22 protein-coding genes and 1 tRNA gene are annotated in these 22,580 nt (G+C 66.7%); 5 read left to right on the top strand and 18 right to left on the bottom strand.

The window, feature by feature from the left end; all coding sequences use genetic code 11:
• The first annotated feature begins 109 nt into the window (after positions 1–109).
• Positions 110–1,747, top strand: coding sequence for an inorganic phosphate transporter (locus L8G49_RS17095; protein WP_242186928.1), 1,638 nt, complete (start codon positions 110–112; stop codon positions 1,745–1,747).
• 277 nt (positions 1,748–2,024) lie between these two features.
• On the opposite strand, the gene rsmD is transcribed toward L8G49_RS17095, so the two are convergent.
• Together rsmD and L8G49_RS17085 are read right to left on the bottom strand one after the other, a co-directional pair.
• Entirely contained in the window at positions 2,025–2,561 is a 537-nt protein-coding gene (rsmD, locus tag L8G49_RS17090; protein WP_242140076.1) for a 16S rRNA (guanine(966)-N(2))-methyltransferase RsmD, read from the bottom strand.
• Positions 2,561–3,835 (bottom strand): pseudouridine synthase, encoded by a 1,275-nt coding sequence (locus tag L8G49_RS17085; RefSeq protein ID WP_242186927.1) that lies wholly within the window; start codon positions 3,833–3,835, stop codon positions 2,561–2,563. The genes rsmD and L8G49_RS17085 overlap by 1 nt, the downstream gene beginning before the upstream one ends.
• Before the next feature lie 146 nt (positions 3,836–3,981).
• Between L8G49_RS17085 and L8G49_RS17080 the strand changes: the two genes are divergently transcribed.
• Positions 3,982–4,413, top strand: a complete 432-nt coding sequence (locus L8G49_RS17080) for a response regulator (RefSeq protein WP_242140078.1) — start codon at positions 3,982–3,984, stop codon at positions 4,411–4,413.
• A gap of 83 nt (positions 4,414–4,496) precedes the next feature.
• Entirely contained in the window at positions 4,497–6,200 is a 1,704-nt protein-coding gene (locus L8G49_RS17075; protein ID WP_242186926.1) for an MFS transporter, read from the top strand.
• Here L8G49_RS17075 and L8G49_RS17070 read toward each other — a convergent pair.
• The 7 genes from L8G49_RS17070 to L8G49_RS17040 form a co-directional block, all read right to left on the bottom strand.
• Positions 6,193–6,636: a DUF6628 family protein gene (locus L8G49_RS17070; RefSeq protein ID WP_242140080.1), complete on the bottom strand. Its 444-nt coding sequence runs from the start codon at positions 6,634–6,636 to the stop codon at positions 6,193–6,195. The genes L8G49_RS17075 and L8G49_RS17070 overlap by 8 nt on opposite strands.
• A gap of 70 nt (positions 6,637–6,706) precedes the next feature.
• Positions 6,707–8,041: a folylpolyglutamate synthase/dihydrofolate synthase family protein gene (locus L8G49_RS17065; RefSeq protein WP_242186925.1), complete on the bottom strand. Its 1,335-nt coding sequence runs from the start codon at positions 8,039–8,041 to the stop codon at positions 6,707–6,709.
• A 139-nt stretch (positions 8,042–8,180) separates the two neighbouring features.
• The gene (accD, locus tag L8G49_RS17060; RefSeq protein ID WP_242140082.1) at positions 8,181–9,041 is read right to left on the bottom strand and encodes an acetyl-CoA carboxylase, carboxyltransferase subunit beta; all 861 of its coding nucleotides are present in this window, start codon (positions 9,039–9,041) and stop codon (positions 8,181–8,183) included.
• The gene (trpA, locus tag L8G49_RS17055; RefSeq protein ID WP_242140083.1) at positions 9,038–9,841 is read right to left on the bottom strand and encodes a tryptophan synthase subunit alpha; all 804 of its coding nucleotides are present in this window, start codon (positions 9,839–9,841) and stop codon (positions 9,038–9,040) included. The genes accD and trpA overlap by 4 nt, the downstream gene beginning before the upstream one ends.
• A complete protein-coding gene (locus L8G49_RS17050) occupies positions 9,838–10,047 on the bottom strand; it encodes a hypothetical protein (RefSeq protein ID WP_242140084.1) in 210 nt (69 codons plus the stop codon). Before L8G49_RS17050 ends, trpA begins: the two co-directional genes overlap by 4 nt.
• Entirely contained in the window at positions 10,044–11,300 is a 1,257-nt protein-coding gene (gene trpB / locus L8G49_RS17045) for a tryptophan synthase subunit beta (protein ID WP_242140085.1), read from the bottom strand. Before trpB ends, L8G49_RS17050 begins: the two co-directional genes overlap by 4 nt.
• 276 nt (positions 11,301–11,576) lie before the next feature.
• Positions 11,577–12,089 (bottom strand): hypothetical protein, encoded by a 513-nt coding sequence (locus tag L8G49_RS17040; RefSeq protein WP_242140086.1) that lies wholly within the window; start codon positions 12,087–12,089, stop codon positions 11,577–11,579.
• A gap of 121 nt (positions 12,090–12,210) precedes the next feature.
• Between L8G49_RS17040 and L8G49_RS17035 the strand changes: the two genes are divergently transcribed.
• Positions 12,211–12,287 (top strand) — tRNA-Arg (locus L8G49_RS17035).
• 120 nt (positions 12,288–12,407) lie between these two features.
• Here L8G49_RS17035 and L8G49_RS17030 read toward each other — a convergent pair.
• The 3 genes from L8G49_RS17030 to cysD are packed head-to-tail and all read right to left on the bottom strand — an operon-like array spanning position 12,408 to position 16,020.
• Positions 12,408–13,169, bottom strand: coding sequence for a 3'(2'),5'-bisphosphate nucleotidase CysQ (locus L8G49_RS17030; protein ID WP_242140087.1), 762 nt, complete (start codon positions 13,167–13,169; stop codon positions 12,408–12,410).
• Entirely contained in the window at positions 13,166–15,118 is a 1,953-nt protein-coding gene (gene cysN / locus L8G49_RS17025) for a sulfate adenylyltransferase subunit CysN (RefSeq protein ID WP_242186924.1), read from the bottom strand. The genes L8G49_RS17030 and cysN overlap by 4 nt, the downstream gene beginning before the upstream one ends.
• Complete coding sequence (gene cysD / locus L8G49_RS17020) at positions 15,118–16,020, bottom strand: sulfate adenylyltransferase subunit CysD (protein ID WP_242186923.1); 903 nt, start codon at positions 16,018–16,020, stop codon at positions 15,118–15,120. Before cysD ends, cysN begins: the two co-directional genes overlap by 1 nt.
• A 180-nt stretch (positions 16,021–16,200) precedes the next feature.
• On the opposite strand from cysD, the gene L8G49_RS17015 reads away from it, so the two are divergent.
• On the top strand, positions 16,201–17,181 hold the full coding sequence (locus tag L8G49_RS17015; RefSeq protein WP_242186922.1) for a beta-1,6-N-acetylglucosaminyltransferase: 981 nt from the start codon (positions 16,201–16,203) through the stop codon (positions 17,179–17,181).
• Here L8G49_RS17015 and L8G49_RS17010 read toward each other — a convergent pair.
• The 6 genes from L8G49_RS17010 to L8G49_RS16985 form a co-directional block, all read right to left on the bottom strand.
• The gene (locus L8G49_RS17010) at positions 17,178–17,393 is read right to left on the bottom strand and encodes a hypothetical protein (RefSeq protein WP_242140192.1); all 216 of its coding nucleotides are present in this window, start codon (positions 17,391–17,393) and stop codon (positions 17,178–17,180) included. The genes L8G49_RS17015 and L8G49_RS17010 overlap by 4 nt on opposite strands.
• Before the next feature lie 109 nt (positions 17,394–17,502).
• A complete protein-coding gene (locus L8G49_RS17005; RefSeq protein WP_242186921.1) occupies positions 17,503–18,771 on the bottom strand; it encodes an N-succinylarginine dihydrolase in 1,269 nt (422 codons plus the stop codon).
• Positions 18,771–19,787, bottom strand: coding sequence for an arginine N-succinyltransferase (locus L8G49_RS17000; protein WP_242140092.1), 1,017 nt, complete (start codon positions 19,785–19,787; stop codon positions 18,771–18,773). The genes L8G49_RS17005 and L8G49_RS17000 overlap by 1 nt, the downstream gene beginning before the upstream one ends.
• Complete coding sequence (locus tag L8G49_RS16995) at positions 19,784–20,992, bottom strand: hydrolase (RefSeq protein ID WP_242186920.1); 1,209 nt, start codon at positions 20,990–20,992, stop codon at positions 19,784–19,786. Before L8G49_RS16995 ends, L8G49_RS17000 begins: the two co-directional genes overlap by 4 nt.
• Positions 20,993–21,056: 64 nt before the next feature.
• The gene (locus tag L8G49_RS16990) at positions 21,057–21,536 is read right to left on the bottom strand and encodes an RNA pyrophosphohydrolase (protein WP_242186919.1); all 480 of its coding nucleotides are present in this window, start codon (positions 21,534–21,536) and stop codon (positions 21,057–21,059) included.
• The gene (locus tag L8G49_RS16985; RefSeq protein ID WP_242186918.1) at positions 21,533–22,534 is read right to left on the bottom strand and encodes an alpha/beta hydrolase; all 1,002 of its coding nucleotides are present in this window, start codon (positions 22,532–22,534) and stop codon (positions 21,533–21,535) included. The genes L8G49_RS16990 and L8G49_RS16985 overlap by 4 nt, the downstream gene beginning before the upstream one ends.
• Positions 22,535–22,580 lie beyond the last annotated feature (46 nt).

Below are 22,580 nucleotides of genomic sequence, written 5' to 3'. Positions count from 1 at the left end.
CAGCGATAGTGCTTCGGGGCTGGTCTTTATCTTGCGACACCGCTATCGGCGCGAGACACCTGTATAACTGAAGCACCCGTAACCAACCGAGTGAAGGCCTTTCCAAGCCATGGCTACTACCTTGTCGGCGTCTCTCGAATCAGAGGCAGCGAGCGGCCCCCGGTTGGATCATCCATTGCATCCGGCCGGTCGCTGGGTGTTTGTCGCGGTGATGCTGGCCGGGCTGGCGTTCGCGGGTTTCAGTATCTTTACCGACACGCGGCAGGTCGGCGAGGGCCTTGCCCTCGGGACTTTCGCGTTCCTGGCGCTCGCACTTCTGATCGCGCTGGGGTTCGAGTTCGTCAACGGTTTCCATGACACGGCCAACGCCGTCGCTACCGTAATCTACACCCATTCGATGCCGGCCCCGCTCGCGGTCGTCTGGTCCGGGTTCTTCAACTTCCTCGGCGTGATGTTCTCGACCGGCGCGGTCGCCTATTCGATCATCACGCTGTTGCCGGTCGACCTGATTCTCCACGTCGGGAGCAGTGCCGGTTTCGCGATGATCTTCGCATTGTTGCTCGCGGCCGTGCTGTGGAATCTTGCGACCTGGTTCGTCGGCCTGCCCAATTCGTCGAGCCATGCGCTGATCGGGTCGATCCTCGGCGTCGGATTTGCCAATCAGCTGATGTCGTCGGGCGTGGGTGGTACCTCGGGCGTCGACTGGAGCCAGGCGACCAAGGTGCTCACCGGGTTGTGGATGGCGCCGCTCATCGGGTTCGGCGCGGCGTTCCTGCTGCTGATCGTGATGAAGTTCGTGCTCAAGAATCCGAAGCTCTACAAGGAGCCGGAGGGCAATGCCCCGCCGCCCAAGGGCATTCGGGCGCTGCTCATCTTCACCTGCACGGCGGTCAGCTTCGCGCACGGCGGGAACGACGGGCAGAAGGGCATGGGGCTGATCATGCTGATCCTGATCGGTTGTGCACCGACCGCTTATGCGCTCAACCGCACGATGCCGGAGAGCCAGACACCGGCGTTCGTTGCGAGCGCGAACGCTGCCGCCAACGCCTTCTCGGTTCATGCCAAGGGCGCGACCGTAGCGACGATGGACGAGTCGCGCGGGGTGCTCACCAAGGCGCTGCAGACCCGCAAGGCATCCAGCCCGCAGGTCTACGCCGCCGCGTCCGCGCTGTCGCGTGACCTGGGCCAGCGGATCGGCGCATTCGGATCGCTCAACAAGGTTTCGGCGGCAGCGACCCCCAATCTGCGCAACGACATGTATCTCGTGCTCGATACCACCCGGCTTGCGACCAAGGACAAGAAGGCGGCGGCCGCGACGTTCAGCGAGCCTGAGCTGAAGGCGATCACCGGCTATCAGACCAACCTGGAAAAGGGCACGCGCTACATCCCGACCTGGGTCAAGATCACGGTCGCGCTGGCGCTGGGTCTCGGCACGATGGTCGGCTGGCGGCGGATCGTGATTACGGTCGGCGAGAAGATCGGCAAGTCGCACCTGACGTACGGCATGGGCGCATCGGCCGAGCTGGTCGCGGCGGGCACGATCATGGCGGCGGAGGTTTACGGCCTGCCGGTGTCGACCACGCATATCCTGTCGTCGGGTGTGGCGGGCGCTTCGGTCGCCAATGGCGCCGGCCTGCAATCGCGCACCGTCATCAACATGGCGTTGGCATGGGTCCTGACGCTGCCGGTCGCGATGGCGCTGTCCGGCGCGCTGTATGTGCTGTTCCTGACGATCACCAAGATGTGATCGAGCGGGGCGGGGCACTGGGCACCTGCCTCGCGCGTTCGGCGTTTTACGCGAAGTACTTCGGACGACGCGCCCCTGCGGAATGCACCGCACAACGATTATAGCCGTCACCCCGGCGCAGGCCGGGGCCGCCAGGTTAGTGGGCGCGACCCGCGATACACGCACTGCTCCGCCCATCGCGCCCGGGTACCGCACGGTCCCGGCCTCTGGGGGGTGACGGACGAGGGGTAGAGCGCGCTTCGAACACGTCCCGCTCAGCGGGCGATCTGTCCCAGCATCAGCCGCGCCGGAGCAACGTCAGCCGCGCCTTGCCGTGGATGCGGGTGACGTCCTCGACGAACCCGGCGACCTCGACCCGGTCGGGCTTGGCGGTCTCGATGCTGACCCACGTCGCCTCGCCGACCCAGCCGAGCCGGGCGAGCTTGTCGAGCGCCACGGCGCCGGCGTTGCTGTCATAGGGCGGGTCCATCAGGATCAGGTCGAGCGGTGCGACCGCATGGCCGAGCGCCATCACGGATTGCGCGCGCACGTCGGCCTTCGCCGACAGCTTCGCGATGTTCGTCCGCAACGCGTCGAGCGCGGGCTTGTCCTGTTCGACGAAGATGCACGAGGCGGCACCGCGCGACAGGGCTTCCAGCCCGAGCGCGCCCGAGCCCGCGAACAGATCGGCGACCGTGAGGTCCTCGAAACTGCCGAGGCGGCTGGCAAGCATCGAGAACAACGCCTCACGCACGCGGTCTGCGGTGGGACGCGTCGCGTCTCCCTTGGGGGCGACGAGCGGGCGGCCGCGCCATTCTCCGGCAATGATGCGCATTATTTACGGGTCCGTGGTGGGCGTGGTTTGGCAGGGCGGGGGGCGGGGCGGTCGCCGGTCGGGCGAGCCGTACCCGGACCATTTGTCGAGGTCCGCGTTGAGGTCGGGCGGGCCGACGACTCACTGGCGGGTGCGGCGGCGCGCGGCGTCTTGGCGCGGACGTTGCGTCCGAGCTCGGGGTTGAACACGCGCGCCGGGCGACCGTCAGGCGTGCGCGCCGGGGTCGCCGCGGCGGGTACGGTGGCCTTGGGCTTGGCGTCGTAGAAACGCTTCACCTTGGGCGCCTTGGCGACGACGATCCCCTGTCGGCGTGGCTCGGCAAAGGCGGCCTTGTCCGAATCGTTGGCAACGGCACGGGTGATCCGCACCGGTTGCGGTCGCGGGGCAGCGCGCGGCGTCCGTTGCGGGCGCGCAGCGGGCGGGACTGCGGGTTCCGCCACGGTCCGCGCTGCGGGACGCGCGCCCTTGATCCGTTCGGGCTGGAGGATCCGCTTGGGATCCTTGCGGAACGCGGCGACGTCATGCGCGCGGACCTCGCCGATGTCGCCCGGGGGAAGATCGTCGAGCAGGAACGGGCCGTAACGCGTGCGGATCAGGCGCGAGACCTTGAGGCCGAGGAATTCGAGCACGCGGCGGACTTCGCGGTTCTTGCCTTCGGTCAGGATCATCTCGATCCATACGTTCGCGCCGGTGCGGCGTTCGAGATTGGCGTTGATCGAGCCGTAGCGCACGCCCTCGATCTCGATCCCGTGGATCAGTTCCTCGAGCTGTTCCTGCGTGACCGGACCGTACGCCCGTGCGCGGTACGCCCGCTCCACGCCGGTCGAGGGCAGTTCGAGCTGGCGCTTGAGCTCGCCGTCGGTGGTGAGCAGCAGCAGCCCCTCGGTATTGAGATCGAGCCGTCCGACCGGAACGAGGCGGGGCAGGCCCGCGGGCAACCGGTCGTAGATCGTGGGGCGACCCGCAGGGTCGCGCTCGGTCACGAGCAGGCCGGATGGCTTGTGATAGAGAAACAGGCGCGCATCGGCGGGGGCCGCAACCGGATTGCCGTCGACCGTTACGCCGTCGAGCGACGCGAGGATCGTCGCGGGCGTATCGATCACCACGCCATGCCGCGCGACGCGGCCCTCGGCGATCATGCGTTCGACTTCGCGGCGCGAGGCGATCCCGGCACGCGCGAGCAGCTTGGCGATCCGCTGTTCGTCGTCGGCGCGCTCGCGCGGGGTTGAGGAGGCGCCGGGTACGGCAGTTTTGGGGGGACGGTATTTTGACACGTCGCACTGATAGCCAAATTCACGCGCGGGTGTTGAACAAAAAGATTTGCGTCCGATCTCGTAGCCGAGCGTTAAGCTACGGGTGCGTAACGAGGGCGGTACGCACATGCCAGTTTCGGCGCGTGACAGAAGGTGGGGCACCGAACATGCTGTTCGGACGGAAAAAGCGGCGAATTTGCAAGCTGCTGCTCGTCGAGGACGAGCCGTTGGTGGCGTTCGATACCGAACATTTTCTGCGCGACGCGGAATATGAGATCGTCGCGACGGTCGACCGGGTGGCCGACGCCATCGCGGTCATTGCGACCGGCGTTGAGATCGAACTGGTGCTGGTCGATATCAGCCTGGCCGATGGCAATGGCGTCGACGTCGCCCGCGCGGCCAAGGAAAAGGATATCGCGGTGTTGTTCGTGACTGGGCAATGTCCCGAGGGCGGGCGCGCGGTCGCCAACGGCTGTCTCGCGAAGCCCTACGCGCAGCGCGACCTGCTCGCCGCGATCGCCGCGATCGAGGCGGTGCTCGACGGCAAGACTCCGAAACGGATTCCCGGGGGATTCAGCCTGTTCGCCGCGGCGGGGTGAGCGCGCGGATCGATCTACCCGCTTCCGCTCCGCGCGTTTGGCGCTAGGGTCGGCCCCGACGCGCGATCTTGCGGGAAGGGGACATGTTGGCCGATAGCGAAGCGCAGGCGGCGGTAGCGCCGCCGATCAAGCCCAAGGGCTGGAAACTGCTCAAGGTCGCGTTGCAGACGCGCAAGTCTTCGACGATGCTCGCCTTCGGCTTCTCGTCGGGGCTGCCGTATGCACTGCTGATCGGCACGCTCAACGCGTGGCTTGGCGAGGAAAAGATCAACCTCGCGACGATCGGCGTGCTGTCATGGATCGGGCTTGCCTATTCGTTCAAATTCCTGTGGTCGCCGCTGGTCGACCGGCTACAGCTGCCGCTGCTCGACCGGCTGGGACGCCGCAAGAGCTGGATCGTGCTGTGCCAGGGGGCGATGATCGCGGCGTTCCTGGGTCTCGCCGCGACCAATCCCGTCACCAACATCGGCACGTTCGCGATCTTCGCGCTGATCGCCGCGCTCGCCTCCGCGACACAGGACGTCGCGGTCGACGCGTGGCGGATCGACGTCGCCGACGCCGAGACGCCCGTCGAATTGCTCTCGGCAATCTACCAGTTCGGCTATCGCATCGCGAGCATCGTCGGTGGTGCGCTCGCACTGGTCCTGGCCGCGCGCATGTCGTGGCCGCTGGTGTTCGTGCTGATGGCGGCGCTGATCGGGCTGATGATCTTCGCGGCGCTGCGGGCGCCCGATACGGCACGCGGCGAGCAGGGGCGCCTCTATGCCGCGCTGGCCGAGCCCGGCGCGATCTCGCCGCGCGTGCGGGGGATCGCGCTCGCGATCGTCGCGCTCAGCTGGGCGTGGGCGATCGGATCGATCGGCCGGTTCATGGTGCGGATGCTCGCGCCGCTCGCGCCCGGCGCCGTCCGGCCATCGACCGCGGACTTCACCCGCGCGACCGGGCCGTGGATCGTCGCAGCGACGGTGCTGGTGCCGCTGATCGTCTCGGCGACGATGAACTGGCTGCAGCGCAGCGACCGGCACGTCCTCCATGCGCCCGATCCGGTCCATAGCCCGCTGCGCACGGCCGCCAATCACCTGTATGTCGCGCTGGTCGCACCGCTCGCGGAATTGTGTGGCCGGTTGGGCTGGGGCGTGCTGGTCGTGATCGGGCTGATCCTCAGCTATGCGCTCTGTTACAACGTCTGGGCGTCGTTCGCCTTCCCCTTCTACCTCGACTTTCTGCATTATTCGAAGGACGAGGTGGCGTTCGCATCGAAGATCTTCGGCATCGTGATGACGATCGTCGGGATCAGTCTGGGCGGCTATCTGTTCGTGCGGATCGGCCGCATGCCGACGGTGCTGATCGGGGCGGTGCTGCCGATCTTCGGCAATTTCCTGTATGCCGATCTCGCCGAGGGTGGCGCGTCGATTGATGCCGTAGCGCACTTGCTCGCCTTCGATCGCTTCGCTGCGCTGCTCGGCTCCGACGCGCGGATGGTGCGGTTGCTGATGACGATTTCGGTCGAGAATATCTCGACCGGTATCGCCGGGGCGGCGTTCGTTGCCTATCTCTCGGGGATCGTGAGCAAGCGCTACACTGCCGTGCAATATGCGCTGCTGTCGTCGCTCACCTTTCTGATCGGCTCGCTCGGGCGCGGCATTGCGGGCGAGGCGATCGACAGGATCGGTTATGCCGCGGTGTTCCGCTACACGGCGGTCGTTGGGTTGGTCGCGGTGCTGTTCGTTGCAATCGAATGGGTCCGAACGGCGCGGATGGGGCGCGCGGAGCGGGCGCTCAACTGACGACGATCGGTCGCCCGGCGTCCGCGAACGCTTGCGCCGCAAGGGTCACGCTCGCAAGCACGCCATCCGGGTTGCGCACCCCGATCAAGTCGCCCAGCAGCAGCCGCGCGCTGCCCGGCGCGGTTTCGGCGCGCGCGACGATCGTGAGCAGAGCGTGCTCGGCATGAGTGGTGCGCCGGCAGCAGCAGGGTGCGATCGCGATCGGGCAGGTCGCCGCGCCCGCAAGATCCGCCATCATCGCGCGCAATAGCGTGAGCGGGCGACGGAACTGCGCACCGAATCCGTCCATCACTGCCTGCGCGGCGTGCGCGTCGTTCAGCCCGTGCGCGCCCATCCGCCGGAAGGCGAACAGCAGCAACCGGGCATTGGCGTCATCCGGCAACAGGTGCGGGAGCGTTGCCGCAAGGGCCGTGGCAGAAGGCTGATTCGAGGACATAAGCGGAGGCTCCGTAGGGTGCGGGCATCCTCGGTCAGTCGCTATTGCAAGTCAATCGCAATAATATCGTTCAATCTGGCAGTTCGCCGTTTGCCCGGAGCACTTCGCCCGCAAGGTAGAGCGAGCCCAGGACGAGCACGATCGGAGGCTCGGCCTGATCCGCGATTTCGGCGATGTCGCGCAGCGCACCCGCGACATCTGGCGCGGTATGGGTAGCAAGTCCAAGGGTATGCGCCGTCGCTGCGAGGGCGGCGGGGGTGTGGTGTTCGTGCGCCGCGATCGGCACCGCGTGGAGTGTCGTCGCGATCGCGGCGAACGGCGCGAGTAGTCCGGCCGGATCCTTGTTGGCGAGCATCCCGAACACGAGGTGGACCTCGCTCCGTCCGACGCCCGGGTTGGCGATGGCGCGCACCGTCGCCGCGATCGCGCCGGCGGCGGCGGGATTGTGCCCGCCGTCGAGCCACAACTGACTACCGGGCGGGAGCAGGTCGACGAGCGGCCCGGGATGCAGGCGCTGCATCCGCGCAGGCCAGCGCGTATCGCGGGCGGCGGCGGCATACGCCTCGGTCGGGATCGCCAGCGCCGTCTGGTGGCGGAGCATCGCGATGGCGAGCGCGAGATTGCCCGGCTGATGCGGGCCTGCCATTGCGGGCAGCGGGGTCTCGACCGTCCCGCCAGCGTCTTCGTACCGGAGCATCGTGGCATCGGTCTCCATGTGCCAGGCCGTGCCGAGCGGAAGGACATGCGCGCCCGCCTGCATCGCCACCGTGGCGACCCGCGCGGCGCTGTCGGGTTCATAGGCCATCGTGACGAGCGCGACGCCGGGCTTGGCGATCCCGGCCTTCTCGCCGGCGATGCCCACCGCCGTATCGCCGAGGAAGCTCTGGTGATCGATCCCGAGCTGCGCGATGCCGGTGATGAGCGGGCGCGCGATGACGTTGGTCGCATCGAGCCGTCCGCCGAGGCCGACCTCGATCACGCACGCATCCGCCGGTGTCCGCGCGAAGGCGAGGAATGCGGCGGCAGTGGTGACCTCGAAAAAGCTCGCACCGATATCGCCGCCCGCATCGAGCACTTCCTCGAGCAGCGCTGCGAGCAGGGCGTCGTCGATCAGCTGCCCGGCGATGCGGATCCGTTCGTTGAAGCGGACGAGATGCGGGCTGGTATAGGCGTGGACGGCGTATCCCGCCGCCTCGAGCGCGGTGCGCAGGAACGCGCAGGTCGATCCCTTGCCGTTGGTCCCCGCGACATGGAATACCGGGGGGAGGCGGTGCTGCGGGTTGCCCAGCCGGTCGAGCAGGAGCGTGATGCGCTCGAGGCCGAGGATGTCGGCACCGGGGGACAGCTTCCATAGCCGGTCGAGTTGCGCCTGAACGGCGGCGTCTTTAGAGACCGCATGGTCCATCTTCTTCTCCCTCTCCCCTCCGGGGAGAGGGCCGGGGAGAGGGGCAGTCCAGCTAGCCACCCCAACCGTACTGCCCCTCTCCCTCGCGTCGGCTTCGCCTCGCTTGCCCTCTCCCCGCCTGCGGGGAGAGGGAGAACAATCACGCCACCGCGCGCTTGCTGCAGAGATAATCGATCAGGCTCGCCAGCGTCGCGCGCAGGTCGCGGCGATGCTTGACCATATCGATCATCCCATGCTCGAGCAGATATTCCGCGCGCTGGAACCCGTCGGGCAGTTTCTCGCGGATCGTCTGTTCGATCACGCGCTGCCCGGCAAAGCCGATCAGCGCGCCCGGCTCGGCGATCTGCACGTCGCCGAGCATCGCATAGCTTGCGGTGACGCCGCCCGTGGTCGGATCGGTGAGCACGACGATATAGGGCAGCCCCGCATCGTGGAGCATCTGGATCGCCACCGTCGCGCGCGGCATCTGCATCAGCGAGAGAATGCCCTCCTGCATCCGCGCGCCGCCCGCTGCGGTGAAGATGATGTACGGGCAATTGTCCTCGATCGCGGTCTCGACCCCACGAACGAACGCCTCGCCCACGGCGAGACCCATCGACCCGCCCATGAACGCAAAGTCCTGCACCCCGATGACCGCGCGGCGCCCGTCGATCGTCCCGCGCGCGGTGATCAGCGCGTCGCCTTCGGAAGTCGCCGCGCGCGCCGCCTTGATCCGATCGGCATAGCGTTTGGTGTCGCGGAACTTGAGCGGATCGTCGGGGACCTTGGGCAGCGGTACGATCGTGTAAGAGCCTGCGTCGAAGACGTATTGGAAGCGCAGTAGCGGCCCGATCCGTTCATGATGATCGCAATGCGGACAGACGTAGAGATTGTCCTCGAGCTCCTTGACGAACACCATCTGCCCGCAGCCCTTGCACTTGTGCCAGAGCGTGTCGGGCGTCTCCTTCTTGATCGGGACGACGAGCGAGAGTGCGTTGCGGACGCTGGTGAGCCAGGTCATGCGGGGATTCCTTCGCGGGCGGCGTGGACGGCCGTCGACAGGGATTGGATATACGCGCGCACCGCGTCCGGCGCGGCGGCACCGTGTTGCGCGACCAACTCGACGATCGCCGAGCCGACGACGACGCCGTCCGCGACCTTGGCGATCGCTGCCGCCTGATCCGGCGTGCGGACGCCGAAACCGACCGCGATCGGCAAGTCGGTCGACGCCTTCAACCGCGCGACCGCGGATTCGATCGAGGCCTGGGCCGCCTGTTGCAGTCCGGTGATTCCGGCGACCGAAACGTAATAGACGAAGCCGCTCGCGCCATCGAGCACGGCGGGCAGGCGTGCCGCGTCGGTCGTCGGCGTGGCGAGGCGGATCGGGTCGATCCCGGCGGCGCGGAGCGCGGGGCCGAGTTCGGCATCTTCCTCGGGGGGAATGTCGACGCAGATGATGCCGTCGACGCCCGCATTCTGGGCGGCGGCGGCGAACCAGTCACCCCCGCGGATCGTCATCGGATTGGCATAGCCCATCAGCACCAGCGGCGTATCGGGATGCCGCGCACGGAATGCCTTGGCGATGCCGAGGATGTCCGCGGTACGCGTGCCCGCGAGCAAGCTGCGGATGTTCGCGGCCTGAATCGCGGGGCCATCCGCCATCGGGTCGGTGAACGGCATGCCGAGTTCGATCACGTCCGCGCCGCCTTCGACGATCGCATCGAGGATCGCGCCGGTGGCGGCGGGGGTGGGGTCGCCCGCGGTGACGAAAGCGACGAGCGCGGGGTGGCCCTTGGCGAAGGCGGCGGAAAGGCGGCTCATCTTCCCGACCTCCAGTTGCCGAAGAGGTTGCTCGCGGCACCCGCAATCGCGCCGATCTTACCAGAATCGAGCGCGCGCGGGACGTGCAGCGTCCAGCGTTGCAGATCGATCCCGAACGCGCTGACCTCGCGCACGATCAGTGCGACCACCGCGCCGACGACGGCAGCGGTGACGACATCGGAAATCCCGCCCCCGCGCGCGCTCATATCGCCACCCCGAGCGCCTCGGCGACGGTGAAGATGTCCTTGTCGCCACGCCCGCACAGATTGGCGAGGATGATCTGGTCCCGGTCCATTTCACGCGCGCGCTTGGCGACGGCGGCAATCGCATGGGATGGTTCGAGCGCGGGGATGATGCCCTCGGTCCGGCACAGCAACTGGAACGCATCGAGCGCCTCGGTATCGGTGATCGACGTATATTCGACGCGTCCGATCTCGTGGAGCCACGAATGCTCTGGCCCGATCCCCGGATAGTCGAGCCCTGCCGAGATCGAATGAGCCTCGGTGATCTGGCCGTCCTCGTCCTGCAACAGATAGGTCTTGTTGCCGTGAAGGATCCCCGGCGCACCACCCGCGAGCGACGCAGCGTGTTCCTTGTCGAGCCCACGCCCGGCCGCTTCGACGCCGAGCATCTCGACGCTGGCATCGTCGAGGAACGGATGGAACAGACCGATCGCATTCGACCCGCCACCGATCGCCGCGACCAGCAGGTCGGGGAGGCGATCGATCCGCGACAGCATCTGCGCGCGCGCCTCGGTGCCGATCACGCTCTGGAAGTCGCGGACCATCTCGGGATAGGGATGCGGGCCAGCGGCGGTGCCGATGATATAGAAGGTGTCGTGGACGTTCGCGACCCAGTCGCGCATCCCCTCGTTCATCGCATCCTTGAGCGAATGCGACCCGCTCGTCACCGGGCGCACTTCGGCGCCCAGCAGCTTCATGCGGAACACGTTGGGCGCCTGCCGCTCTATGTCCTTCGCACCCATGTAGATCACGCACGGCAGACCGAAGCGCGCGCAGACCGTCGCGGTGGCGACGCCGTGCTGGCCCGCGCCGGTCTCGGCGATGATCCGGGTCTTGCCCATCCGCATCGCGAGCAGGATCTGCCCGATGCAATTGTTGATCTTGTGCGCGCCGGTGTGATTGAGCTCGTCGCGCTTGAACCAGATCTGCGCGCCTTTCCCCTCGGGCGCGGATTCGCGGAGCGTCTCGGTCAGGCGTTCGGCGTAATAGAGCGGGCTCGGGCGGCCGACATAATGTTCGAGCAGATCGTCGAACTGCGCCTGGAACGCCGGGTCGGCCTTGGCCGCGCGATACGCCTGGTCGAGCTCGAGCACGAGCGGCATCAGCGTCTCTGCGACGTAGCGGCCGCCGAACTGGCCGAAATGCCCGTTGTCGTCGGGTTGCTGGCGCAGGCTGTTGGCCTGCCCGGCGGGCGGGGTGGTGAGGGAAACTGTCATCGGCTGTGCGTTTAGCAGGATGCGGGCGGGTTCCAAGGGGGTTTGCCATACCGGGCGTCGTCCCCGCTGATAGCACGAGTGACTCACGCGCAGCCGCGAGGCCGCCTGCGGTGATCCCGTCCCGGGTAGGTCGCTGGACCGCTGCCCTGAGGCGCCTCTTCTCTTCGTGGCTTTGCGTCTTTGGGTGATCAAGTCTTCATACGGACAGAAGATCTGGCACCAAGCCACAGAGGCACGAAGAGCGTTCGGGCCAGGAGCTACGGCGTTCAGGCCTCTTCAGGCCGGAGTCAGACGCGCCTGTATCGACTGGATCCGTGCCGCCTGCGCGTCGAGCGCAGCCTGCGCGGTCTGGCGCAGCGTGGCGATCGCCGGATATTCGGGCTTGCCACTCGCCGCGCGCGTCAGCGCGAGTTCGTCGATATCGGTGATCGTCGACGAGGTCGTTGCGCGCAAACCGTCGAGTTGCCCGAGCGCGGTCTGCGCCGCAATCCAGCGGTCGCTGCCGACCGCATCGCCATGTGCCGCCTTGGCCAGCCGATCCGCCGAGTCCGCCGCGACATCGAACGCCTTGCCAGCGGTATCGATCGCCTTCTGAAGGTCGACCAGGGTCGCATCGGTTGCCGGATCGGGTTCCACGATCGTCACCGGGGCGACGGGCTCGGCATCGCTGCGTGACTCGATCGGGCGCGGCAACAACGACGGGAAGGTGGCGGACCGGGGCGCCACGCAGCCGCCGGTCAAAAGCAGCAACACGGGGACAAGATGGCTGAGCGCTGAACGATGGGTCATTTGCGTTTGCTCTATGCCGATGGCCGGGCGGGCGCAACGTACGAAGGAAGGGACAAAGTTTGTCGAATTGCGGAAAAGCGCTTGCGCCCTCCGAAAGTGCCCGCTAACAGCGCCTCTCCACGCACCCATAGCTCAGCTGGATAGAGCATCAGACTACGAATCTGAGGGTCGGGCGTTCGAATCGCTCTGGGTGCACCATCTCTTTCCGCCGAACGGCGGGCATGGGCCGGGACAGCAATGTCCCGGCCTTTTTCGCGTCTGAGGAAGGGCGGGCAGGTCGCCAGCCGGCGTCGGGCGGCGCGCTCGATGCAGCCGCCGTCAGCTGGCCCGGGCAACTTCCGCAAGCACGCGCGCGGCATATTCCGGGCGGCAGATGAGCACGTCGGGCAGCAGCGGGTCGCGACAATTGTAGACCAATGCGCTTCCGTCGATGCGTGAGGTATGCAGGCCGGCCGCCCGGGCGACCGCTACCGGCGCGCAATTGTCCCATTCATATTGTCCGCCAGCGTGTAGGTAGATTTCGGCTCGGCCGTCGACCACCGCCATCGCCTTGGCGCCGGCGGACCCCATCGGGATCAGGTCCGCGTCCAGCGCGGCCGCAACCGCGTCGACCACCGGATGCGCGCGCGTGCGGCTGACGACCATCCTGGGGCGCGCCGGGACCGTGTCCCATCGCGGCGGCGTGTCATCGGATCCATAGATGCGCCGGGCGGCGGGGAGCGCTACGGCGCCGATCACCGGGACGCTGTCGATCGCCAGCCCGATATGGACCGCCCAGTCATCGCGGCGTTCGCGGAATTCGCGCGTTCCGTCGAGCGGATCGACGACCCACACGCGGCGTGCGGAACAGCGCAGCCCGTCGTCGGCCGATTCCTCCGACAGGACATAATCGTCCGGTCGTGCTCGCCGCAACAGATCGAGGATCAGCGCATTGGCTTCGCTGTCCCCGCGTGGGCCAAGATCTGCGTCGGCGCAAGCGCCGGCAACGCACAGATCGCGCAACAATGCCGCGGCGGCGAGCGCCACGCGACGCGCGACCTGCGCATCGGTTTGGTCGGGGTTCTGATCGGCAGGGTTCAAAGATCGGGACTCCACACGCCCATGATGTGCTGGACGATTCGCTCGGCGGCATCCTCGGGGCTCTCCCGGGTGGTGTCGATGCGAATGTCGGGGCGTTCCGGCGCTTCATACGGGCTGGAGATGCCGGTGAAATTGGCGATCGTCCCGCTGCGGGCCTTGGCGTACAGCCCCTTCACGTCGCGCGCCTCGGCCGTGGCGAGCGGCGTGTCCACGAAGATCTCGACGAATTCGGCCGGCAGCATCGCCCGCACCATCTCGCGCTCGGCCCGGAACGGCGAGATGAACGCGGTCAGGACGATCAGCCCGGCGTCGGTCATCAGCTTCGCCACCTCGCCGATCCGTCGGATATTCTCCACCCGGTCGGCGTCGGTAAAGCCGAGATCCTTGTTGAGTCCGTGCCGAACGTTGTCACCGTCGAGCAGGAAGTTGTGCCGCCCGAGCGCGAACAGCTTCTTTTCGACCAGATTGGCGATCGTCGACTTGCCCGACCCCGACAGGCCGGTGAACCACAGCAGCCGTGGCACCTGCCCCTTTTGCTGGGCATGCGCCTGTCGCGTAATGTCGATCGCCTGCCAATGGACGTTCTGCGCCCGCCGCAAGGAGAAGCTCAGCAGCCCGGCAGCGACGGTTGCGTTGGTGGCGCGGTCGATCAGGATGAAGCCGCCGAGATCCGGCCCGTCGGCAAAAGGCTCGAACACCAGCGGGCGATCGGTATAGACCTCGGCTACCCCGATGTCGTTGAGGCCGAGCGTCTTGACCGACAATTCGGCCATGGTGTTCACGTCGATCGCGTGGCGCGGTTCCTGGATCGTCGCGCCCACGGTCTGCGTCCCGAGCTTCAACCAGTAACTGCGGCCCGGCAGGAGCGGGGTCTGCTCCATCCATACGATCGTCGCCTGGAACTGATCTGCGACCTGCGGCGGCGCGTCGGCACTGGCAATGACGTCGCCGCGCGAGCAGTCGATCTCGTCTGCCAGGGTCAGCGTGACCGACTGGCCAGCGACCGCCTCCATCAGGTCGCCATGCATCGTGACGATTCGCGCGACGCTCGTCGTGCGACCCGACGGGAGGATCCGAACCGTATCGCCCGGGCGCACGCTGCCACTCGCGATCAGGCCGGAAAAGCCGCGAAAGTCGAGACTTGGACGATTGACCCACTGGACGGGCAACCGAAAGTCGCGCGCCTGCGCCGCGTCCGCCCCGAGGTCGACCGTTTCGAGATGCTCGATCAACGTGGGGCCATCATACCACGGCATGCCGTCCGACGCGGCGACGATATTGTCGCCAGCAAGCCCCGAAATGGGGATCGCCACGAAGTGCGCGATCCCGATCGAGTCGGCGAACGCGCGATACTCGGCGACGATGGTGTCGAACACGCCCCGGTCGTAGCCGACCAGGTCCATCTTGTTCACCGCGAGGACGACGTGGCGCAGCTTGAGCAGATGGACGAGGAAGCTGTGGCGGCGGGTCTGGGTCAGCACGCCCTTGCGCGCGTCGATCAGGATCACCGCCGCGTCCGCGGTCGAGGCGCCCGTCACCATGTTGCGGGTATATTGTTCGTGCCCCGGAGTGTCCGCGACGATGAACTTGCGCGAGCTGGTGGAAAAGAAGCGGTAGGCGACGTCGATCGTGATGCCCTGCTCGCGTTCCGCTGCCAGACCGTCGACCAGCAAGGCGAAATCGATGTTCTGGCCTTGCGTGCCGACACGCTTGCTGTCCGCCTCGAGTGCGGACAGCTGGTCGGCAAAGATCGCGCGCGTATCGTAAAGCAGGCGCCCGATCAGCGTGGACTTGCCATCATCGACCGAGCCGCAGGTGATGAAGCGCAGCAGGGATTTGTGCTGATGCTGGTCGAGATATGCGTCGATGTCCTCGGTGATCAAAGCGTCCGGACGATAGTCGCGGTCCGTGGCCGCGGGCGAAGAGACGGACGCGAGCGTGCTGGCCATCAGAAATATCCCTCCGCCTTCTTCTTTTCCATGCTGGCGCTCTGGTCATGGTCGATTGCGCGACCCTGGCGTTCGCTGGTGGTCGTCAGCAGCATTTCCTGAATGACTTCCGAAAGGCTGGTCGCCGTGCTCTCGACTGCGCCGGTCAGCGGATAACAGCCAAGCGTCCGGAACCGGATCGAACGCTCGACCGGAACTTCGCCGGGCGCGAGCCGAAAGCGGTCGTCGTCGACCATCAGGAGCATGCCGTCCCGCTCCACCGTCGGGCGTGGCGCCGCGAAATAGAGCGGGACGATCTCAATCTGTTCGGCAAGGATGTACTGCCAGATGTCGAGCTCGGTCCAGTTGGACAGCGGGAACACGCGCATGCTTTCCCCGCGTGCCTTGCGCGCATTGTAGAGCCGCCACACTTCGGGACGCTGCGCCTTGGGATCCCAGCGCTGATGCGCGTTGCGGAAGCTGAAGATCCGCTCCTTCGCGCGGCTCTTTTCCTCGTCGCGCCGCGCGCCCCCGAATGCGGCGTCATAGCCGCCTGCGGCGAGCGCCTGCTTCAGCCCTTCGGTCTTCCACAGGTCGGTGTGGCGGCTACCATGGTCGAACGGGTTGATCCCCTGCGCGGCTGCGTCGGGATTCTTGTGGACGATCAACTCCATCCCCGCGTCTGCTGCGGCCCGGTCGCGCAGCTCGTACATCGCGCGGAACTTCCACGTCGTGTCGACATGCAGCAGCGGGAAGGGAGGATTACCCGGGAAGAACGCCTTCCGGGCAAGATGCAGCATCACCGCCGAATCCTTGCCGACCGAATAGAGCATCACCGGCCGTTCGGCTTCGGCGACGACCTCGCGCAGGATATGGATGCTCTCGGCTTCGAGGCGCTGCAGGTGGGTGAGCGAAACGGTCATGGTTCGTTGCAGATAGTGAAGAACCGCGCCGTGGCGATCAACTTCTACTGTTGCGGACGAAAGCTGCCCGTTCGGCGAATGCTTCGTCGCACGCCACGAACGCGCGGCCGCGATCCGCTTGCCGCGTTTGAGCCGGATCTATAGCGTCCTCGCGTCGAGTAACGAGTAGTGTAGCGTAACGTGTTCATTCAAAGTTATAATTCCTCCGCGCCGCCGGTGACGCGGAACCACGCGGTCAGCATTGGCTTCGTTATCCTGTCGCATGGCGACGCGGCGCTGCTTCGCCGGCTCGTGGATCGGCTCAACATTCTGTACGAAATGCCGCCGATCGCGTGCCATCACGATTTCTCGCAGGCGCCGCTCGACACGCGGGCGATCCCGGGGAACGTCCGGTTCGTCGAACCCGCGATCGCGACCGGATGGGGGAAGCTGTCGGTCGTTACCGCGGGCCTTGCGGCGCTGCGCCTGCTCGTGGAAACGGCCGACCCCGACTGGTTTGTCCTGCTGAGCGCCACCGATTATCCGGTGCGCGCGGCCGATCTGGTGCGCGCCGAATTGGCCTCGTCACCTTATGACGCCTATATCGACGCGCAATGCGTAAGGGGCCAGCCCGGCGGTGCCGCGACCTTTGCGTGCGAGCCCAACCCGAAACTTTCGCACTTTTCGCTGCCCAGCAACGTCGCGCTCAAATGGCAGTTCTACGTCGGCGCGCAGCTGTGGGTGCCGATGCCAAAGAACCGGCCCCGCTGGCGGATCGGGCGCGTAACGCTACCGTTGCCCTTTGCCGGACCCAATCCGTTCGGGGCGGGGCTGTCGGCCTATTATGGGGATCACTGGTTCACCGCCAACAGGCGAGCGATGGCGGTATTGCTGGAGGACAGCAAACCGGCGGAGCAACTCCGCCAGCACCTGGTCCGGCGCGCCCAGGCCGACGAATGCTATTACCAGACGATCCTCGGCAATACGGCCGGTCTCAACATCTGCCGCGATAACAAACGCTATGCCGAGTGGAACGGGGGCGGTGCCCATCCGGTGGCCGTCGAGGTGGCGCACGTTCCCGCGATCCTTGCGTCCGGTGCACATTTCGCCCGCAAGTTCGCGCTCCATTCCCCCGCAATCGAACAGATCGACGCCACGATGACCGTCGGGTCCGAGACCTAGCCGGCGTCGCGCTCGACGGAGTCCAGAATGCGTGCCCCGGCCATAAAGACAGCGAGCGGACACACGGCGAACAGCAACCATCCGCCGAAGCCGGGATATTGCTGCAGATAGTGCGCGCCCCGCTCGACCGCGCCGACCGCCAGCGCGTAGATGACGCCGAACGCTTCGAACTTGTTCTTGATGACGAACAGGCTGCTGAATTTTGTCCACATGGCCGTTGCAGGAGCAAGCTCTGCGCCAATCGCGGATTTGGTGAAGCTCGCGTTACCGGACATGGTTAAACGTAAGCCGTCCTGACACCCGAGCATGCCGAAGGCCCGTTCAGGCGTCGTGCAATTCCGGTATCCCGAGCAGGTCGATCAGCGCTCGCCGTGCGGCATCGATGCTGTCGACAAGTGCCAGATCGGGTTTCGGACCGATGATCTGACCGGGATGGATCTGCTCCGGCCAGTGATCCGTGATGACCTCGGCGATGCGCTCGAGCTTGGCCGGATCGACGAGAAAGCGCGGGTCGATCGTGCGCGCATCGGCGACGACGCGGAGCCGGAGGCAGGCGGGTCCGCCGCCATTGGCCATCGACTGGCGCACGTCGACCGTTTCGATACGACGGATCGGTCCATTCCCGGCTCGCATCCGGTCGAGCCAGGCGGCGACCCGCCCGTTCTGAGCGGCTTCGACCGGGACGATCAACGTGGTGGCCCCGTCCGGCGGCGTCACCAGCTGCGCGTTGAACAGATAGGAGGCGACCGCGTCCGCCAGCGATACGGCATCGGCCGGCACCTCGACGATGTCTGCCCAGGGTGCAGCCTGTCGGATCGCCGCATGCGCGGCCTCGCGATCGGCGAACGCCTGTTCGTGGACGAAGAGTATGCGCTCGTTCGCGACCGCCACGACGTCATTGTGGAAGGCGCCGGCACCGATTGCCACGTTGGACTGTTCGATGAACAGCGTTCGCGCCGGATCGAGACCATGGGCGCGAGCGATTGCCGCGCTTGCCTCGCGCGACTGTCGCGCCGGAAATGCTCCCCCCGAACGGCCAAACACGAACAGTTCGATGCCAGCCTCGCCATGCGTGGGGGCAAGGCGCATGTGGTTCGCAGCGCCTTCGTCGCCGAACGGGGCAGGAATGGGCGCGTGATGCGCGAAATGCGCGGGATCGGCGAAAGCGATCGCCAACTGGCGTCGGGTTTCCCGGGCCTCGTGGCTGCGATGCGGCATGGTTACCAGATTGGCGGCGGTGATATGACAGCGTCCATCCGTCGTATCGCTCGCCGGAGAGACGGTCGCGGCATTCGCAGCCCACATCGCCGACGCAGACATCGCCTGCGCGCGCAGCAACGGTGGGGCATGGGCATAATCGGTCGACAATGCGGCGAGCCAGCGCCGGTTCGGGCGGTCGTGCGGCAGCAGGATCCCCTGCGTCAGGCCGAGCGCGAGGTTGGCGCGCATCTTTGCCAGGCCTTCCAGAGCGGCACGGCGAGGGTAGGAAACCGTCCCCGCATTCTGCGTCGCGGCGAGATTGCCATGGCTCAACCCGGCGAAATTATGGCTTGGACCGACGATCCCGTCAAAGTTGATTTCGGTCGTCATCACGTCCTCGCGACATGGCAAATGGTGGCGTCCTCGACGACTTCCAGCGCGCGCGCCACACGGGGAGAGATGACGACTCCGCCAGAGCAGGGCCGCACATCCCCATAGACACAGCGGAAGTCGGCCAGTCGGCCGCTCGCAATCAGCGCCGGATCGCCCCCGTCGAAATCGGTCGCGATGACTCGCGACGTCTGGACATCGCGGATCGTGCGGACCGAGTCCGTCTTCGCGATCATGGTCGGGCCGCCATCGAAGATGTCGACGTAATTCTCATACGCAAATCCTTCGTTTTCCAGCATCCTCATCGCGGCGCGTCCCGACGGGTGCGGCAAGCCGATCACCGCGCGCGCGGTTTCGGGGAGCATGGCGGTGTAGATCGGATGCTTGGGGAACAGATCGGCGATGAACTGGTGGCCCTGCACCGCATTGAACTGGTCGGCGTCCTGGAAATTCATCCCGAAGAAACGGCCCGCAAGCCCGTCCCAGAATGGCGAGCCGCCTGCCTCATCGATGATCCCGCGGAGTTCCGCCAGAACGCGGTCGGCAAAGCGCGCGCGATGCTTGGCGATGAACAGGTAGCGGCTGCGCGCGAGCAACAGCCCCAGCCCACCCGCGCGTTCGCCCGGGTGGAGGAACAGCCCGCCGACTTCGCTGCTGCCTTCGAGGTCAGTCGTCAGGCCGAGCATGTCGGCACGGAAGGTGCGCCCCAATTCCTTGGAATGCTGCGTCAGCGTGCCGAGCCGATAGCTGTAGAAGGGGTAGCTCTGCCCGACATGCGTGAAAATCTGGCACGTGCCGCGGACTTCGCCGGTCTCGGTGTTCTCCAATACCAGCACGAACAGATCGTCCGCCTTGGTGTCGTCCTCGCGCGCGAAGGCGGCGGCGCTGCGTTCGAGCTTGGCGGTGAGCGCGGTCCGGTCCGGCGGCAGGTTGGTGAAGCCGCCGCCGGTGAGCTTGGCCATTTCGTACAGCGGCTTGAGATCGGCGTCGCGCGCGGCGCGGATACGGTAGGTCACAACTGGCCCTTTTCGGCGATACGCAGGAGGGTGAGCGCGGACAAAGCCGCCCGCTCGGGGAGGGACTCGACGATGAGGAACTCGTCGGTCGAATGGATCGCGCCGCCGCGCGCGCCCATCGTGTCGACAACGGGAACGCCGCACGCCGCGATCGTATTGCCGTCGCACACCCCGCCGGTCGCGCGCCAGCCGATGTCGAGGCCAAGATCCGCGCCGCACGTCTTCACGAGCTCGAACAGCCGCGCCGCCCCCGCATCGATGGGCTTGGGCGGGCGGTTGAAGCTGCCGTGGAGCTTTATCGTGACGTCATGATGCGCCGCCACGGCAGCGATCGTCGCGTCGAGCAACGCTTGCGCGCGATCGATCGCGGCGTGATCGGCGGGGCGGAAGTTGATGCGGAGCACGGCATGGTCGGGGACGACGTTGTTCGGCCCGCCGCCTTCGATCCGCGCGGGGTTGACCGCAAGCCCATCCCCGCGCTCGGCGTGGAGGCGAACCGCGAGGTCGGCGGCAGCGACGATCGCGTTGCGCCCGTCCTCGGGGTTGCGCCCGGCATGCGCGCTGCGCCCGGTGACGACGATCGAGAAATTGCCCGTTCCTGCGCGTGCGCCCGCGAGCGTACCGTCGGGGAGTGCGGGTTCGTAGGTGAGCGCGGCGATCTTGCCCCGCGCCATCCGGCGGATCAGCGCGGAGGAGGAGAAGGAGCCGGTTTCCTCGTCAGAATTAATGACGACGTCATAACCGATCCGCGCCGCGAGCGGGCTCGTCTCGACCGCGACCAACGCGGCGAGCATCACCGCGAGCCCGCCCTTCATGTCCGCGACCCCGGGGCCGTTGAGCGTCCCGTCGTCACGCATCGTCAGCGTCTGGAATGCGTGGTCGACGGGATAGACGGTGTCCATATGCCCGGTCAGGAGCAGCTGGACGGGTGCTTCCGAGCGAACGCTCAGATGAAGGTGACGGCCGTGATCGAGGATCGCGACGCTTCCATCGGACCCTACACTCTCGGCTGTATCGCCCTCGATCAGTTCAACTTTTCCTGGAAGTGCACCGAATGCCGCAACCAGCAGATCCGCAACCTCAGCTAGTCCGCCAAGATTGCGTGTTCCCGAATTGATCGCCGACCATTGCTCGACCTGCCGCAGCATCGGCTGCGCGCGCGCGACCGCGATCGCCGCGGTTTCGTGTTCGTTCAAACCCCTCATCGAAACAGCCTAGCTTGGGTTTGCGATCGGCTCCAGTCCGTTGCGACGGAAACGATCTGTCACCTCAGCGGAGATGGTCTGCAAACACCGCCAGGACCTCGCGGTAAAGCGGTGCCTTGAACGGGACGATGATCTCGGGAAGGGTCGCAGGGTCGACCCACGCCCATTCCTTGAACTCCTCATGTTCGGTCGCAATGTCGATATCGCTGTCCAGGCCCTTGAAACGATACAGAAACCACCGCTGCCGCTGACCGCGCCACTTGCCCTTCCAGACGCGCCCGACGAGGTCTTCGGGCAGATCGTAGAACAGCTCCTGCGGAGATACGGCAATCAGATCGACCTTGTCGGGCGTGATCCCGGTCTCCTCGCGCAGCTCGCGCAAGGCGGCGGTTTCGGCGTCCTCGCCGTCGTCGATCCCGCCCTGCGGCATTTGCCATGCCTCAACCTTGGTATCGATCCGCTGACCGACGAACACCTTGCCGTCGGCGTTGAGGATCATCAGCCCGGCACAGGGACGATACGGCAGCGTCGTCGGATCGGTCATGCCGCTCCCTGCGCCATCACGCGCTGCGCTTCGGCCTCGGCGATCAGCGCCTTGGCCGCAACGAGCGCCCCGGCGACGTCGCCCGCCGACGATGGGATCGCCTTGCGCAGCGTGACGAAGCCGTGGATGTTGCCGACGGCTTCGCGGAACACGACCGCGACGCCGGCTTCGGCCAGCGCGGCGGCATAAGCGCGACCCTGGTCGCGGATCGGATCGAGGCTTGCGGTCACGACCACGGCGGGCGGCATCCCGGCGAGGTCGCCCAGCAGTGGCGAGGCGCGGACATGCTCGGCTTCGGCCTGATAGGCCACGTTGAACCAGTCCATCGTCGCGCGCGTCAGAAGATAACCCTCGGCGAACTGGTCGTAGGACGGATAGGGTTTGGACGTATCGGTCGCGGGATAGAAGGGCAGGTGCGCGATCACCGGGACCGCGGCGGGCGCATCACGCAACGCGGCGGTCACGACGATCGCGAGATTGCCCCCCGCGCTGTCGCCGCACGGCACCAGCCCGGTGACGCCGCGCCCGAGTTCGGCCGGACCGCTCGCCGCCCAGCGCGCCGCCGCCTCGCAATCATCGGGCGCGGCGGGCCAGGGGTCTTCGGGCGCGAGTCGATAATCGACCGCGAGCACGGGAAGATCGAGCGCGCGCGAAATCTCCGCACAGAAGCTCGCATGGGTTTCGAGGTTGCCGATGACGAACCCGCCACCGTGATAGAAGAGCACGATCGGCCCGGGCTGGCGATCCGCCTGCACGTCGAACAGCCGCACCGGGATCGTGCCCGCCGCGCCGGGGATCGCAATGTCCTTGACCAGCCCGAGTTCGCCAACCGGCGGATCCGCAATGTCCTTCATCGCCGCATAGGCTGCCCGCGCGGCGGGGGGCTCCATCTCGTGCGTGCGCGGGCCGGGGAGATTGTTGAGGAACGCGAGGAAACCCGCGACGTCCGCGCGAACATAGGGGGAAGGGGTCTCGGGCGGGGTGCTGCTGTCGGCCATGCGGCGCTCTCCATTGGTCTCTGCCAGTCTCGCACCTACCTAGGCA

This window comes from Sphingomonas sp. CARO-RG-8B-R24-01 (assembly GCF_022662295.1).
In the GTDB taxonomy this organism is placed as follows: Bacteria; Pseudomonadota; Alphaproteobacteria; order Sphingomonadales; family Sphingomonadaceae; genus Sphingomonas.
Note: the sequence above shows the minus strand (reverse complement) of the source record. Positions and strands in the feature narration are given on the sequence as shown.